Source organism: Thermostichus sp. OS-CIW-20, assembly GCF_054061455.1.
The window spans coordinates 15589-30225 of sequence record NZ_JBSSEF010000036.1 but is presented as its reverse complement, the minus strand read 5'-3'; the positions used below and the strand labels follow the sequence as shown (position 1 = coordinate 30225).

Here is a 14637-nt window from a genome sequence, read left to right as displayed (position 1 = left end):
TATGAAGCTCCGGCGCCTCAGGTGGAGAAGACCGGGGAAGTTGTGGGAGTAGACTTAGGTATCAATCGCTTGGCCACCTGTTCCGACGGGGAAGTGTTCGAGAATCCAAAGCCCTACCGCAAGGCGAGGAAGCGTCTGGCCAGACTGCAACGGCGGCTGAGTCGCAAGCAGAAGGGATCCGCTAACCGTAAGAAGGCAGTAGCACAGCTCGCTAAGGCCCATAAGCGGGTGGCAGACATTCGGCAAGACAATCTGCACAAGCTAACGACCTACCTGGCCAAGAAGTATCGGGTAGTGGTGATTGAGGACTTGCAGGTGAAGAACCTGCTTAAGAACCACAAGCTGGCAGGAGCGCTGTCAGATTGTGGCTTTTACGAGTTTCGGCGACAGCTAGAGTATAAGGCCCGGCTCTACGGCTGTCAGGTGGTGGTGGCGGATAGGTTTTATCCGTCCAGCCAACTGTGTTCTCGCTGTGGGCACCGACAGAAGATGCCGCTACAGGAAAGGATGTTCTGCTGCCCGTGTTGTGGTCTGGAGCTAGACCGCGACTTGAATGCAGCCCTAAATCTGTTGCGGTGGTACAGAACTACCTCAAGCTCTGGGGGAAGTGACGCCTGTGGAGATCCCTCTGGCGGGGTGGTAGGGGTGAACTCTGCCGCTAGTCATGGGTCGCTGAAGCAGGAAGAAAGCAGCGATGCTGGGCAAAGTTCTGCTTTGTTCAGCGTTGCATAAGTCTTTCGGAGCGGACTTCCTCGGCAAGAAAGGATTCTGTCCCGCAGTCGAGGCCATCAAAGGCCAGAGCCATTGCTTGCGGATCCAGATCGCGCATACGGGCTCCCCCATGGAAATGCTCGGGATCCCATCTAGAATAGGCGACGACAGGGCGAGAGAGGAGGCGAGCTGCGGTGACCTTCGCCCAGTGGCTGGGGCTGGCAGCATTGCTGGGTTTGCTGGTTCTGCTCTGGCAGATCCGGCAGATCCTGCTGTTGGTGTTTGCGGCCATCGTCTTGGCAGTAGCTTTGGATACCTTAGCCCAGATCCCGCAGCGCTACGGCTTTCGCCGCGGCCCCTCGCTCCTCATCACCGGTTTGACGGTTCTGGTGGGGGCGATTCTGGTGGGGCTGATCGTGGTGCCTCCCTTGGCGGATCAGTTGCGGCGGCTGTTTACCGATGGGGTGCCCGCCGGGATCGTGCAGGCGCAGCGGCTGTTCGAGAGCCTCATCCTCTCGTTGCCGACGGATATCGAGCTGCCGACGCTGCGGGAGTTGGCCAATAGCTTGGTGCCCCAGGCCACCGAGTTGGTGCGCCAGGTGCGCGACTTTTTCTCCGAGTCCTTCACCGCCTTTTTCGCCACCCTGCTCAATCTGTTGTTTGTGATCATCCTCACCATCCTGTTGTTGGTGGATCCCCAGGCTTATAGCCGCGCCTTTGTCTCGGTTTTCCCGGCCTTCTACCGCCCCCGCGTCCGCTACATCCTCAAGCGCTGCGAGCTGGCGCTGCGAGGGTGGCTGGTGGGGATCCTGTTCACCAGCAGCTTGGTGATGCTGCTAAGCGGCATTGGCCTCTGGATTTTAGGTGTGCCCCTGAGCCTGGCCAACGCGGTGCTGGCGGGACTGTTTAATTTCATCCCCAACATCGGCCCCACCCTGAGCGTGGTTGCCCCCATGCTGGTGGCCCTCACCGATGCCCCCTGGAAATCGCTGGCGGTGCTGGGGCTCTACATCCTCATCCAGCAGCTCGAAAGCAGCGTCTTCACCCCCATCGTCATGTCGCGGCAGGTGTCGCTTTTGCCCGCCCTAACTTTGGTGGCCCAAGTTACCTCGGCCTTTTTCTTCGGCGTGCTGGGCTTGTTTTTGGCTGTGCCGCTGGCGGCCATCCTGCAGGTGTGGATCCAGGAGGTGCTGATTCGGGATGTGTTGGATCCCTGGCAGGGATCCCGGGCCCGCCCCTTGCCCCTGGCCAAGGGAGATGGGATCCCGGCTTCCCAGGAGAAGCGGAAGCCTCTGCAGCCGGAGAACGAGAACGCCATCCTGCTGCCGTGAGGGTAGAGAAGTTACGGGAGCCGCGGGAAACGTAATCCTCCTTCACATTTCTTCCACAACTGCAGAGGCGCTTCTATAGTGAGGATCCCGTCTCCATCCGTCCAAGGATCGGAACCGCCATGTCCCACTTCACCACCTTGCAAGTGCAAATCAAGGATGCCGACCTGCTGGAAGAGACCCTGAAGGAATTGGGCTACACCGTGGAGCGGAACGCCAGCCTGCGCGGCTACCTCTGGAACCGCACCCGCGCCGATCTGGTGATCCGGCAAAAGAACGGCTTCGACATCGGCTTTCGCCGCAACGGGGATCACTATGAGCTTGTGGTGGATCTGTGGGGGGCGGGCATCGATCCCCAGACCTTTCTGGAGCCGATTTTGCAGCGCTACGCCCACAAGAGCTTGCTGCGCTCTGCCCGGCAACAGGGCTATGCCATCGAGGCGGAAGAGCGCCTGGAAGATGGCACTATCCGCGTGGTGGTGGGGCGCTGGGTGTAACTGAGCCCACCTCCGCCGATGAACGGCAATCCTCAGCCAGCGGTGGGGTCTAGCCCTCGCCCTTGGGATCTGGTGTTGGGAGGACAAGCTGCCGCCAGCGGTGCCCCGCCCTACGCCTTGGTCTTAGGGGGTCTTGAGGGGGCGCGGCGGCGGCTCACTCGGGGTGAGGAGGCGGTGCGTCTAGCCACCTTGCCCCAGTTGCTGCAGTACGGGCCGGCAGGTCTAGCGGAGCTAGTAGCAGCCCTGGCCGGCAACAGCTCCTGGGCGGTGCGCTTGGCGGCGTGGCGGCTGCTCTCCCAGCTCGAGCAACCCGAGGCAGAGGAAGCGTGTCGGACCTACAGCCCCTTTCGGCCGGTGGGAGGAGCGCAGGGGGTAATCGCGGCCTATCGGCGCGGGGAGCGAGACTTTACCTACGCCGACTTGGAGGGAGTGGATCTGCAGGAGGCACGGCTGGGGGGTGCCAACTTCTACGAAGCCAATTTGAGAAAGGCTAACCTGCGCCTTTGCAACTTTAACGGCGCCCACCTGCGCCAAGCGGATCTGCGCCAAGCCAATTTGCAAGGGGCCAAGCTCAGTGGCGCCCTCCTAGAAGGAGCGGATCTGCGGGGAGCCGACCTGAGGGGGGTAAAAGTCAGTGGCACCAGCCTGCGCGGATCCCAGCTTTCAGACGCCACCCACTTGGAGGAGCGGCTGCGCCACATCTGGCAGTTGCAAAACTGGGGGGGAGAGGGGCAGGATCTGGCCGGCCAAGACCTCAGCAAAGCTGACCTGCGGGGGCTGGTGCTGCGGCAAATTTGTCTAAGGGGAGCCAACCTCAAGCGGGCGGATCTGCGCGGATCCAACCTGGAGGAAGCAGACCTGCGGGGGGCCAACCTGCAGCGGGCGGATCTGCGGGGGGCCAACTTGCAAAATGCCGACCTCGAGGGGGCCGATCTCAGCGGCGCCGAGCTGCGCCAGGCCCAGTTGCAGGGGGCCAACCTGCGCCGGGCTGACCTCAGCCGCGCCAACCTGACTCAGGCCAACCTGGAAGGCGCCCAGATCGAGGGCCTCAAACACAGCGGATCCCAGATTGCCGGCCTCATCTTCCCCGACGGCACCCCCCTCAAGCCCTGGTGGTGGTAGGCTGACCACCGCTGCCAAATCCAAAGGAATCCCAAGATCCCCAAGCCCCCGCCCCAACCTGGAGCAGCATGAGAGTAGAGATACCTAGGGGGTACGGCTATGGTTTTGGCAGAACAGCTCTCAACCAAACCGCTCACCGACGACGAACTGCGCAAAATGGACGCCTACTGGCGGGCCGCCAACTACCTGTCGGTGGGGCAGATTTACCTGATGGACAACCCGCTGCTGCGGGAACCTCTAAAGCTAGAGCATGTGAAGCCGCGCCTGCTGGGGCACTGGGGCACCACACCGGGGCTGAATTTTATCTACGTGCATCTCAACCGCATCATCAAGCGGGAAAACCTCAACGTCCTCTACATCACCGGCCCCGGCCATGGCGGCCCCGCTCTGGTGGCCAACACGTACCTGGAGGGCACCTACAGCGAGGTGTACCCCAACATCGGCCAAGATGCCGACGGGATGCGCAAGCTCTTCAAACAGTTCTCCTTCCCCGGCGGCGTGCCCAGCCACGTGGCCCCAGAAACCCCCGGCTCCATCCATGAGGGGGGAGAGCTAGGCTATGCCCTGGCCCACGCCTTTGGGGCGGCCTTCGACAACCCCGATCTGTTGGTGGCCTGTGTAGTCGGGGATGGAGAGGCGGAAACCGGCCCTCTGGCTGCTTCCTGGCACTCCAACAAGTTCCTCAACCCCATCCACGACGGGGCAGTGCTGCCGATTCTCCACCTCAACGGCTACAAGATCGCCAACCCCACCATCCTGGGCCGCCTCAGCCGTGAAGAGCTGCAGAGCCTGTTTGTGGGCTATGGCTACAAGCCTTACTTCGTAGAAGGCTCCGATCCGGCCCAGATGCACCAGTTGATGGCCGCCACTTTGGACACGGTAATCCACGAGATCCAAGAAATCCAGCAGCATGCTCGTACCAAGGGGGATCCCAGCCGTCCCCAGTGGCCGATGATCATCCTGCGCACCCCCAAAGGCTGGACGGGCCCCAAAGAGGTGGACGGCAAAAAGGTGGAGGATTTCTGGCGCTCCCACCAGGTGCCGCTGGCGGATCTGGCCAAGAAACCAGAGCACCTCAAGATCCTGGAAGAGTGGATGCGCAGCTACAGACCGGAAGAGCTCTTCGACGAAAACGGCCGCCTGCGGCCCGAGCTGCAGGAGCTGGCCCCCAAAGGGGAAAAGCGCATGGGCGCCACCCCCTATGCCAACGGCGGCCTGCTGACGCGGGAGCTGAAAATGCCGGATTTCCGCCGCTACGCCGTGGACGTGCCGCACCCCGGCACCCTCGAAGCCGAAGCCACCAAGGTGCTGGGGCAATTCTTGCGAGATGTGATGAAGCTCAACCCCCACAACTTCCGCCTCTTTGGCCCCGATGAAACTGCATCCAATCGCCTGGACGCCGTGTTTGAGGCCAGTGACCGCACCTGGGTGGCGCCTATCTACGACTACGACGAGCACCTCTCCCCCGATGGGCGGGTGATGGAGATCCTGAGCGAGCACGTCTGCCAGGGCTGGCTGGAGGGCTACCTGTTGACAGGCCGCCACGGCTTTTTCTCCTGCTACGAAGCCTTCATCCACCTGGTGGACTCCATGTTCAACCAGCACGCCAAGTGGCTGAAGACCACCCGCCACATCCCCTGGCGGCGGCCCATCCCCTCTCTCAACTACCTGCTCACCTCCCACGTGTGGCGGCAGGATCACAACGGCTTCAGCCACCAGGATCCCGGCTTTCTGGATCACGTGGTCAACAAGAAAGCCGATGTTATCCGCGTCTACCTGCCCCCGGATGCCAACACCCTGCTCTCGGTGGCGGATCACTGCCTGCGCAGCCGCCACTACGTCAATGTCATCGTGGCGGGGAAACAGCCGGCCCTGCAGTACCTGGACATGGATGCCGCCATCAAGCACTGCACCCAGGGCTTGGGGATCTGGGAGTGGGCCAGCAACGACCAGGGCTCGGAGCCGGATGTGGTCATGGCCTGCTGCGGCGATGTGCCGACGATGGAAACCCTGGCGGCGGCGGACTTCTTGCGGCAGCACCTGCCGGACATCAAGATCCGGGTGGTGAACGTGGTGAACCTGATGAAGTTGCAGCCGCCCAGCGAACACCCCCACGGCATCAGCGACAAGGAGTTTGTCAGCATCTTCACCCCCGATAAGCCCATCGTGTTTGCCTTCCATGGCTATCCTTGGCTCATTCACCGCCTCACCTACCGCCGCCCCAACCACCACAACCTACACGTGCGCGGCTACAAGGAGGAAGGCACCACCACCACTCCCTTCGACATGTGCGTCCTCAACCAGGTGGATCGCTTCAACCTGGCCAACGACGTGTTGGAGCGAGTGGAGCGCTTCAAATACCGGCGGGATCACGTCCAGCAGTTGATTCGGGACAAGCTGGTGGAGCACAAGCAGTACATCTGCAAGTACGGCGAGGATCTGCCCGAGGTGCGCAACTGGAAGTGGCCCTACTAGTGGATCCCCCTTCCCCCAACTTTCACCTCTAGCCGCCGGCAGGGTAGAGTTTTCTTGGGCTCTCCTGCCGGAGCGTTCTGGGCGGTTGTGCTGGAGGTTGAGAATGTGAGGGGTTCAGAACGGGTGGATGCGGATACCCTTCCCCGGCTGGAAGAGGCGGACTGGGGAGGGATGGCCCTCTCCTTAGTTCTCGGCCTGGCCCTCTCAGCCCTGGTCATCGGGATCCGGCCCCAGGTGGCCGTCCCCTTTGGATTGAGCGTGCTGGGCTCGGCCCTGCTGGGATCCCTGCTTCTCCCGGTCTTGCGGCGCTGGAAGGCAGGCCAGGTCATCCGCGAGGAGGGGCCCCAGTCCCACCACAAAAAAGCGGGCACGCCGACCATGGGTGGCCTTAGCTTTTTGCCCGTAGGGCTGCTGGTGGCCGGCATCGGGAGCGGCTGGGATCCCCAATGGCTGGCGGTGGCCCTACTGACCCTGGCTTACACCGTGGTTGGCTGGCTGGACGATTGGCTGGTCATCCGGCAGCGCTCCAACAAGGGGTTGTCTGCCAAATCGAAGCTTTTACTCCAAGTTGGGATCGGCCTGGTTTTCTGTGGCTACCTGGCCTGGCAAGGGATCCCCACCGTTCTCACCCTGCCGGGAATAGGCGCCCTCCCCCTGGGCTGGCTGTTCTGGCCCTTGGCCTTGTTTGTGCTGGTGGGCACCAACAACGCCGTCAACCTCGCCGACGGCATGGACGGCCTGGCGGCAGGGATGGTGGCCCTTGTCCTGGCAGGGCTGGGGCTGACGGCAGCGGATCCCGTTTTGGCGCTCGTGGCCTTTGCCTTGAGCGGCGCCTGTCTGGGCTTTCTGGTGCACAACCACCACCGGGCCCGCCTGTTTATGGGCGATACCGGATCCCTGGGGTTGGGGGGCGCTCTGGCGGGGCTGGCGCTGTTGGGGGATCAGCTCTGGGCCCTGGCCTGGATGGGCGCGGTGCTGGTGGCAGAGGCCCTGTCGGTGATCCTGCAGGTGGGCTACTTCCAATACACCAAACGCAAAACCGGACAAGGCAAACGGCTGCTGCGCATGTCGCCCTTGCACCACCATCTGGAGCTGGGGGGCTGGTCGGAGGTGCAGGTGGTGGGGTGCTTCTATGGGCTAACGGCGCTATTGGTGGGGCTGGGCTGGGCCTGGTGGCACTGGGCCGGCGCTTGAGAGGCAGAGGATCCAGGGGTACCACGGCAGGGGCCAAGCGCCGAAGCCGGACTTGGGGCTGCTTTCGGGGTTGGGAGGAGGTCTAAACTGACTTAAGGGTTGTGGCTTGCCCTGGGCAGAGATTTGTCCATGGGTACAGCATCCTGTCCCCAACCCAAATGGCTGCAATTTCAAAAATGGTTGAAAAGGGCTTCTAGGCCGCCCGCAGAGCCCTCTAAGGCTGCAGGATCATCGACCAAAAGCCGCTCTCTTCATTCCAAAAGGGCGCCAGCGACTCTCCCACCACGTTCGGCCCCCAGTAGCGAGCGGTTCCATCCAGGGTAAAAGCCACCACAATATCGCCGGGGCCGATCTGCAATGGCTCCTCGCCCAAACTCAGCACCAGCCCCTCGCTGCCCCCTTCTCCGGGCGCAAAGTCCCAGTGGGCCGTTTCCGGGTTGAGCAGCCGTCCACCGCTGCGCATCAAGATCACCAGCCGAATCGGGTGAGGGGTGCGATTGCCGACTCGAAAGGCTCCTGTGCGGGTGGAGGTGGGGAAGGCAGACTCTGAGGGCAGGACAGGAGCTGCATTCCCCTCGAAGGAGCCTTGTGGGGATTTTAACATCGGCTGGGCTGCCAACCCCCGAACGAGAGCCAGACCCCAAACCAAAGCGGCAGCCAACCCCAGGGATCTCTGGCGCAGCTTGCCCCGCAAGGTCCCTTTCGGCGGCCCGCCGGCAACAAGAGCGGCAACAGCTTGGGTGATACAGGCAGGAAATGAGCGGATGGAAACAGACATCAGATTACCGCAACCAGGAGTGCTACATGCCGGATTGAGAAAGAAGCTGAGCGACCGTGACCTCGCCATTGGTGAGCAGATCCAGCCCGCAGGCGGCGTCGCGCTCAGAATAGGACGGTTGTTCAGCCACGCTAACACCTCTATCCTTGTCTGTTCTTCAATATTCATTCAACCTTCTCTCGGAAGGCGAAAACCGCTCCCCCCTCCCACCTGCAGTCGGCTGGGATCCTTCTAGGGGTTGACCGCTCGGCATTTCCACCCTTGCGGGCTGCGCTCATACAGAGTCCGTCGCTGGGGATAGATCGCATCTCCCTTGAGCTGGAGGTGATCCACCTCCGTTGGATCCAACAGCAGTAGGACAAATGTCGGCGGTGGCAAAGATGCCTTTTCGGGGGGCAGCTCTTCAACAAAAGCCTCGGGTGGGGCAAGAGGGCCTTTAGGTTCCGGCCAGAACCAGAGCAGCCGTCCTTTTTCCGAGATTTGTTGCCACAACTGTTGTCGGTGCTGCTGCGCCCGAGGATCCGGGTGGTCGGCGGTGATGGCCTCGAGAGTGCCGGCAATGCGAAATTGCTCGCGAGTTTTACAGAAGTACCAGCAGATCTGGGCCAGTGGGCAGTGGGCGATCTGGCAGATCTTCTCGCTGCGGCTGTCCACCGCCAACTGAATGCGGTCGGTATCCCCCAAAAATCCCCGGAAGACCACCGTGCGGTTGCGCGGGTGCCCCCAAGGATCCACCGTAGCCAACTGCAAATAGCGCACACCCGCGTCGCTGCGGTTGCGGTGCAAGGCCGCCTGCAGCAACGTCCGCCAAGAGGGATCCCCAGCCGGGTTATCCTTCAACTCGTTCATAGGGGTGCGCAGGTGCCAGCCGAGACTTTAGCCGGGAGGGGGAGGAGCTTCCGATTGCGGATCCCTGGCCTGTCCTAGTGAGGATTCCGGCCGAACGGAATGGGAATCCAGACCAGTTGGGTGAAGGGAATGAAAGGGATGCTCCAGACAGCCCTCTGCCAGCCCCTCGAAGCGTTCCGGCACCGGCTGTTTCACCGGCAATTTCTGGAGCACCAGAGCGAGATACTCGCTGTACCATGGGGAGCGAGCTTCTCGCACCTTGTGCCACACCGAGCGCGACATCAACAGCGTCCGCTCCACGTCCCGGGCTCCCAGCTTGAGCAAAAATTCCTCCCGTTCCGGCTGGTAATCGGTGGAGGCCAAAGCCAAAGCCTGCGGCGGATAGGCTTGGGTGAGCCGGGCCATCTTGGCCATGAGCTCAGGATAGAGCCAGGTGTAGGCGGGGTGAACCGTAAGCTTGGCCACATGCGGCTGCTGCCCGGTACGGTCCAACTTCAGGTTGAAATAGCCGATAGCGGTTTTCCGCTCCGGCTCATAGACACACATCTCCACCCGTTCCGTTTGGCTGATGACGCATTTGGCCTGATCTAGGAGCCAATCCAGCGGGCTGGTGCGAAAATCGCTCACGTCGCGGTCGTATACCTGGCGCACGGTGGCCGGCATGGATCCCGTATCCAGTTGGTAAATGGCGTAGGCATCCCGGTTGGTCACCGGCACCAGGTTGGGCAGCATGGGCTCGTGCTGGCTGAGGGCGGCCAGAATCTCGGGCCGGATCGACCAGTAGGTAATCTGGGCCAGCGGTTGGAAGCCGTTGTGGCGGTAGAGGGCCATCGCCCCCTTGTTGTGGATGTTCACCTCCAAGATCCAGGTGCGGGCCTCGCGAAAGTGCTCCATGCAGTGTCTGAGCAACTTAGAGCCGATTCCCTGCCGCCGGGCGGAGGGCACCACAGCAATGTGATCCACCCGCCAGGTGCTGCGGGAATGATTAAAGGGAGAAACTTGAATGACCCCCTGGATTTTGCCCTCCAGCTCCGCCACATGCACCGTAAACATGTGCTGAAAACGGTTGGGAAACAGGCTCAAAGTTTTCAGGGGGCCATACCACTGGCGCAGCCGCCGCACCTGGCGACGAATGTCCACCGAGCGGCCGCTGTACTCTTCATCAAAAGCTTGAGCCAAAATCTCCTCCACCGCCTCCAGATCACCCAGTTGAGCCGGGCGGAGAATCAGTTCGGGAGCCTCCTTAGGAGCTTTGGAATCCGGGTTGGGCTTTTCCGCAGGGTTGTCCATGCCAAAGTGTGGGCGGGAGAATACTCAAAGCATAGCTCAGGATCCCCCACTTCTTCTATCTAAGGGGGGCGTTGCTGCCACAAATGAGATTATCGGGCTTTCCGTTGGCCTTTGGCCAATCAGGCCCCCGCATCCAGCAACGCCAGGTTGCGGAAGGTAAAGCGCTTTTCCACAGGGCCGGTTTCCGTCTCTGTTTGAATGCGCCGCTCCGAGAGGATATAGTACTTGCCCACTTTGGTGTAGAGATCTTCAAATTGGCTGCGCCCACCCTTCTGCTCGCCAGTCTTGGCGTCGTGATAGACGGAGTCGTAGCGGTGGGAGAGGTAGCCTTCGCCCGTGTCGTGGCTGCTGAAGGTGTGAATAGTAACCACCATACCGTGAATATGCCGATGCACCATGGTAACTTGGTTGTCGCGCACGTGGTAGCGATCCCCTTCGGCTTTGCCGCCCACCAGGATCTCCACGGTGCCATCGGGTAGGATCTGGCCATAGCGAAAAGTGTTGTTCCCGTGGGTCTCGGCGAAGCTGCGGCGCACCCGGTGAACGGCAATCTCCCAAAGTTGATTGTGAATGGCTTTCCGGGCTTCCTCATCCTCCACGCCCGTAACCGTCGCTTTTAGGTCTGCCCCCACTCGCACCTGGCCCACAAAAGTGCGCTCCCCATCCCAGTAGGTGACCTCGGCGCTGTAGCCCGGAAAGTCGGGATCCCAGGTGTAGCGATTTTCGTAGGCGGCCCGAAACAACTCTTCGGCAGAAACTTGGGTCGCGGTCATCGAGTGTCTCCTGTCTTACTGGCAAGCGCTTCTCATGACCATCCATCATACTGCCCCTTGCTGCCAGGCTATCCCCCTAGCCGCCCGCGGCAGGAACCTGCGTTTGTTGACATACTCTCTACGCCCAGGGCCTGCTTCCCCACAGCGATCAGCCAGGGGTTTTCGCGCCACAAAGAGCTGACATAGCTAATTGCCCATCCGCCGCTGTAGGATAGAGGCATAGCCACTGGAGCTTCTCTTCCTTCGTCACCCTAAGTTTTGGCCTGCAAGTTTAGTTGCTGCTTTGATCCCCGGAGTATTCTCTGGAAAGAGCCTTTCTATTTTTGGTGGGTGAGGAGGAAGATTGAGAGATTTTTTTGACAATCGCGTCGGCAGGACGGAATCCCTAGCGCCTAACCTGTCGCCGGCCCAGACCAGAGTGGCAGCCCCGCCGGAGATGATGGGGCCAGTGCTGAAAATTGTCGGCAAGCAGACCTTGAGCGGCCACATTCCCATCGGCGGCGCGAAAAACTCAGCTTTGGCGCTCATGGCGGGATCCCTTTTGGCTCCTGCAGCTTGTCGAATTCACAACGTGCCGCGCCTGCTGGACATTGAACGCATGGGGCAGATCCTGACCAGCCTGGGGGTTAAGGTGTCCCATGTGGGCAATACCCTTGACCTGGACGCCAGCTCCCTCAAAACTTCCCAGGCGCCCTACGAGTTGGTCAGCCAGTTGCGGGCCAGCTTCTTCATCATCGGGCCGCTGCTGGCGCGGCTGGGAGTGGCCAGAGTTCCTCTGCCCGGCGGCTGTGCCATCGGCTCGCGTCCGGTGGATCTGCATGTGCGGGGCCTGCAAGCGTTGGGGGCAACGGTTCAAATCGAGCACGGCGTGGTTCATGCCTATGCCCGCAAGCTGGTGGGAACCCGCATCTACCTTGACTATCCCAGCGTCGGCGCCACCGAGACGCTGATGATGGCCGCTACGCTGGCCGAAGGGGAAACGGTGATTGAAAATGCTGCCCAAGAGCCGGAGGTGGCCGACTTGGCCCGTTTTTGTCAGGCGATGGGAGCCCGCATCCGTGGCGTGGGCACCAATACGGTTGTGGTGGTAGGGGTGCCGCGCCTGCACGGCACCGAGTACACGGTCATTCCCGACCGCATCGAGGCCAGCACCTACCTCATTGCCGGGGCCATCACCCGCTCCGAACTCACGGTTGGCCCTGTTATCCCGGATCACCTGCGAGCGGTGATTGCCAAGCTGCGCGACATGGGGCTGCGGGTGGAGGAAGAAGGCCCCAACCGGCTGCGCATTGCCCCGGCTCAACTCAGTTCGGGCTGGCTTTGCCAGGCAACCGATATCCAAACCTTGCCCTATCCAGGTTTTCCCACCGATGTGCAGGCGCCGATCATGGCCTTGGCTGCCCTGAGCGAGGGCAGTTGCACCATCGAGGAGACGGTGTTTGAAAACCGCATGCACCACATTCCCGAGCTCAACCGCATGGGGGCGGATATTCGTCTCAAGAACCGGGTGGCCATTGTCCGGGGGGTGCCGTCGCTGTCGGGAGCGCCGGTGGTGGCCACGGACTTGCGGGCGGGGGCAGCTCTGGTGTTGGCTGGCCTGGCGGCTGAGGGCTGCTCTACTATCCACGGGCTCCACTACATCGACCGCGGCTACGAAGCTATCGATGAAAAGCTGCGCAGCGTTGGGGCCAAGGTGTATCGCTGTAACAACCCGGCAGGGATCCCGGCCACCCCTCAGCCTGAACAAGCTGATGGAAAGGGGATCCCATTGCAGAATTGGCCCACTTGAGCCTACGCCGTTGGGGGGATCCGCCGGCCCCCTCCCCCTTGTTTTCTTGAGGGAAAAAGGATGCGGTAGGCTAGGAGCCGACAGCCCAAATTCAGGGAGAAGGGGTTGGGGATCGAGAGCCATGTCCCAAGTGTACGACTGTGTCATCGTCGGCGCTGGCCCTGCCGGCGGCTCGGCCGCCTATCACCTGGCCAAGCGGGGGCGCTCAGTGCTGGTCTTGGAGAAGGATCCTTTGCCCCGCTACAAACCCTGTGGCGGCGGCGTTTCTCCCATGGTGGCGGCCTGGTTTGACTTCGATTTCAGTCCCGCCATTTCGCTGAAGATCCGGCAAATTCGCTACACCTGGCGGGGCGGGGATCCGGTCGTGGCCGACCTGGATCTGAAAGAGCCGGTATGGATGGTGCGGCGGGAGGTCTTCGACCATTACTTGATCCAGCAGGCGCAAAAGCAGGGGGCAGCACTCCAGACGGAATGTCCCGTCTCCGGCATTGAGTGGCAGAGCGACCGCTGGCAAGTGATGACAGCCACCGGCCCGGTCTGGGGTCGGTATGTGATCGGGGCCGATGGGGCCAAAGGCTCGATGGCCAAGTGGCTCGGCTTTCAAAACCGGCAGCGCCGCCTGGCTGCCGCCCTGGAAGCAGAAGTGCCCGTCTCAGAGCCAAAAACCGCAGCCGCCCATTTCGACTTTGGCGCCGTGAGCAACGGCTACATTTGGAACTTCCCCAAAGCCGATGGCTACTCCATCGGGGCAGGCACCTTTCGGGGTGGCGAAAAACAAAACTTGCGGGAAATCGCCGCCGAGTATGCCCAAAGCTTTGGTGTGGACTTGAAATCGGTCAGGCAGTTTGGCCATCCCATCTGTCTTTGGGAGGGGGATCAACCCCTGCACAGCCAAAATGCCCTCCTGGTGGGAGATGCTGCCTGTGTCGTCGATCCGTTTACCGCCGAAGGGATCCGCCCCTCCCTCCTCACTGGCATGCTGGCAGCGCAGGCCATCGACCAAGCCCTGGCGGGAGATACCGAAGCCCTGGCGAACTACTCCGCCCGCGTGCAGCAGGAGTGGGGCTCAGAGATGCGTTGGGCCAAGCGGATCGCGGCGCTGTTCTACCGCTTTCCGGGCGTCGGCTACAGGGTAGGCGTCAAGCGACCGGGAGCCACTCGGCGCATGGGCCAGATCTTGGCCGGTGAGCTGCGCTACAGCGATGTGGCCAGCTCGGCCATTCGCCAGTTGAGCGCTGGCCTGTTGGCCTAGGCCGGCCGCTGGGAGAGGGGGGCGGGATCGTCGAAGCGCCTGCTGATCAGCAGGCAGTTGCGGCCATCTGCCTGGCGAGTATAGCTCAGGTGGGTGGAGAGAGCCTTCATCAGCCGAATACCCCGTCCCCCCTCGGATTCGACCTCGGCGTCGGGGGGCCTGCTGGCTGCTCGGTTCTGGAAGAATTCCTCCAAGTTGAACTCCTGCCCTTGATCCCAGATGCGCAGCTCCAGCTCCTGGGGCATCAGAACCAGCTCGATATCGATGGGTGTACTGGGAGACAAAGTGCGGTGGGCATGGCGAACGGCGTTGGTAAAGCCCTCCGCCAAGGCCAACTGGCATTCCAACCAGATGGGGCCCGGAATGCCGGCGTCGCGGAAAGACTCAAACCACGTCAAAACTTGGCTGAGAGCATCCAGGGTTGTGTCTACTCTCAGCGCAAAGGTCTGCTTTTCCCCCGACGGGATCCCTGCCGCGTTCAAAATCGAACCCCAAAGCTCAGACTGTTGCCTGGGCCCTCGCCCCCACCAGGGATCGGACCAGTTGATTCTAGACTAAGGCGCTGTTCAAGCCTGCCAA

The 14637-nt window shown here is 61.7% G+C and carries 13 protein-coding genes; 8 read left to right on the top strand and 5 right to left on the bottom strand.

From position 1 onward, the window contains the following. From ACVWXC_RS11500 to mraY, 6 genes are all read left to right on the top strand, one after another. Window positions 1–732: RNA-guided endonuclease InsQ/TnpB family protein (locus ACVWXC_RS11500; protein ID WP_457392795.1), on the top strand; the 732-nt coding region annotated here is incomplete at its 5' end. Between the two features lie 173 nt (window positions 733–905). Continuing rightward, window positions 906–2042 carry an AI-2E family transporter gene (locus ACVWXC_RS11495; protein ID WP_099887391.1) on the top strand — a complete coding sequence of 379 codons (1137 nt, stop codon included), beginning with the start codon at window positions 906–908 and terminating at the stop codon, window positions 2040–2042. A gap of 119 nt (window positions 2043–2161) precedes the next feature. Then, window positions 2162–2536, top strand: coding sequence for a DUF1257 domain-containing protein (locus tag ACVWXC_RS11490; RefSeq protein ID WP_457392792.1), 375 nt, complete (start codon window positions 2162–2164; stop codon window positions 2534–2536). Window positions 2537–2554: 18 nt separating this feature from the next. Then, the gene (locus ACVWXC_RS11485; protein WP_457392789.1) at window positions 2555–3658 is read left to right on the top strand and encodes a pentapeptide repeat-containing protein; all 1104 of its coding nucleotides are present in this window, start codon (window positions 2555–2557) and stop codon (window positions 3656–3658) included. A gap of 99 nt (window positions 3659–3757) precedes the next feature. Continuing rightward, complete coding sequence (locus ACVWXC_RS11480; RefSeq protein ID WP_011430799.1) at window positions 3758–6133, top strand: phosphoketolase family protein; 2376 nt, start codon at window positions 3758–3760, stop codon at window positions 6131–6133. Between the two features lie 171 nt (window positions 6134–6304). Further along, window positions 6305–7327 carry a phospho-N-acetylmuramoyl-pentapeptide-transferase gene (mraY, locus tag ACVWXC_RS11475; protein WP_414346920.1) on the top strand — a complete coding sequence of 341 codons (1023 nt, stop codon included), beginning with the start codon at window positions 6305–6307 and terminating at the stop codon, window positions 7325–7327. A 214-nt stretch (window positions 7328–7541) separates the two neighbouring features. Here the strand turns inward: mraY and ACVWXC_RS11470 are convergent, their stop codons facing one another. The 4 genes from ACVWXC_RS11470 to ACVWXC_RS11455 all read right to left on the bottom strand — a co-directional run bounded on the left by ACVWXC_RS11470 (window position 7542) and on the right by ACVWXC_RS11455 (window position 11017). Continuing rightward, window positions 7542–8105 carry a hypothetical protein gene (locus ACVWXC_RS11470; protein WP_099813029.1) on the bottom strand — a complete coding sequence of 188 codons (564 nt, stop codon included), beginning with the start codon at window positions 8103–8105 and terminating at the stop codon, window positions 7542–7544. Between the two features lie 231 nt (window positions 8106–8336). Further along, window positions 8337–8954: an Npun_F5749 family FMN-dependent PPOX-type flavoprotein gene (locus tag ACVWXC_RS11465; protein ID WP_011430802.1), complete on the bottom strand. Its 618-nt coding sequence runs from the start codon at window positions 8952–8954 to the stop codon at window positions 8337–8339. A 27-nt stretch (window positions 8955–8981) separates the two neighbouring features. Further along, window positions 8982–10244, bottom strand: coding sequence for a GNAT family N-acetyltransferase (locus ACVWXC_RS11460; protein WP_099813028.1), 1263 nt, complete (start codon window positions 10242–10244; stop codon window positions 8982–8984). Between the two features lie 119 nt (window positions 10245–10363). After that, window positions 10364–11017 carry a DUF3386 domain-containing protein gene (locus ACVWXC_RS11455; RefSeq protein WP_011430804.1) on the bottom strand — a complete coding sequence of 218 codons (654 nt, stop codon included), beginning with the start codon at window positions 11015–11017 and terminating at the stop codon, window positions 10364–10366. Window positions 11018–11360: 343 nt separating this feature from the next. Between ACVWXC_RS11455 and murA the strand changes: the two genes are divergently transcribed. Continuing rightward, window positions 11361–12806, top strand: coding sequence for a UDP-N-acetylglucosamine 1-carboxyvinyltransferase (murA, locus tag ACVWXC_RS11450; protein ID WP_099813027.1), 1446 nt, complete (start codon window positions 11361–11363; stop codon window positions 12804–12806). A 121-nt stretch (window positions 12807–12927) separates the two neighbouring features. Further along, window positions 12928–14058, top strand: coding sequence for a geranylgeranyl reductase family protein (locus ACVWXC_RS11445; protein ID WP_011430806.1), 1131 nt, complete (start codon window positions 12928–12930; stop codon window positions 14056–14058). Here the strand turns inward: ACVWXC_RS11445 and ACVWXC_RS11440 are convergent. After that, window positions 14055–14540 carry an ATP-binding protein gene (locus ACVWXC_RS11440; RefSeq protein ID WP_011430807.1) on the bottom strand — a complete coding sequence of 162 codons (486 nt, stop codon included), beginning with the start codon at window positions 14538–14540 and terminating at the stop codon, window positions 14055–14057. The genes ACVWXC_RS11445 and ACVWXC_RS11440 overlap by 4 nt on opposite strands. Window positions 14541–14637 lie beyond the last annotated feature (97 nt).

Bases quoted from the DNA above. Each gene is read 5' to 3' on its own strand.
- ACVWXC_RS11490 (WP_457392792.1), top strand. From the start codon at position 2,162: ATGTCCCACTTCACCACCTTGCAAGTGCAAATCAAGGATGCCGACCTG.
- ACVWXC_RS11485 (WP_457392789.1), top strand. From the start codon at position 2,555: ATGAACGGCAATCCTCAGCCAGCGGTGGGGTCTAGCCCTCGCCCTTGG.
- ACVWXC_RS11480 (WP_011430799.1), top strand. From the start codon at position 3,758: ATGGTTTTGGCAGAACAGCTCTCAACCAAACCGCTCACCGACGACGAA.
- mraY (WP_414346920.1), top strand. From the start codon at position 6,305: ATGGCCCTCTCCTTAGTTCTCGGCCTGGCCCTCTCAGCCCTGGTCATC.
- ACVWXC_RS11470 (WP_099813029.1), bottom strand. From the start codon at position 8,105: ATGTCTGTTTCCATCCGCTCATTTCCTGCCTGTATCACCCAAGCTGTT.
- ACVWXC_RS11465 (WP_011430802.1), bottom strand. From the start codon at position 8,954: ATGAACGAGTTGAAGGATAACCCGGCTGGGGATCCCTCTTGGCGGACG.
- ACVWXC_RS11460 (WP_099813028.1), bottom strand. From the start codon at position 10,244: ATGGACAACCCTGCGGAAAAGCCCAACCCGGATTCCAAAGCTCCTAAG.
- ACVWXC_RS11455 (WP_011430804.1), bottom strand. From the start codon at position 11,017: ATGACCGCGACCCAAGTTTCTGCCGAAGAGTTGTTTCGGGCCGCCTAC.
- ACVWXC_RS11445 (WP_011430806.1), top strand. From the start codon at position 12,928: ATGTCCCAAGTGTACGACTGTGTCATCGTCGGCGCTGGCCCTGCCGGC.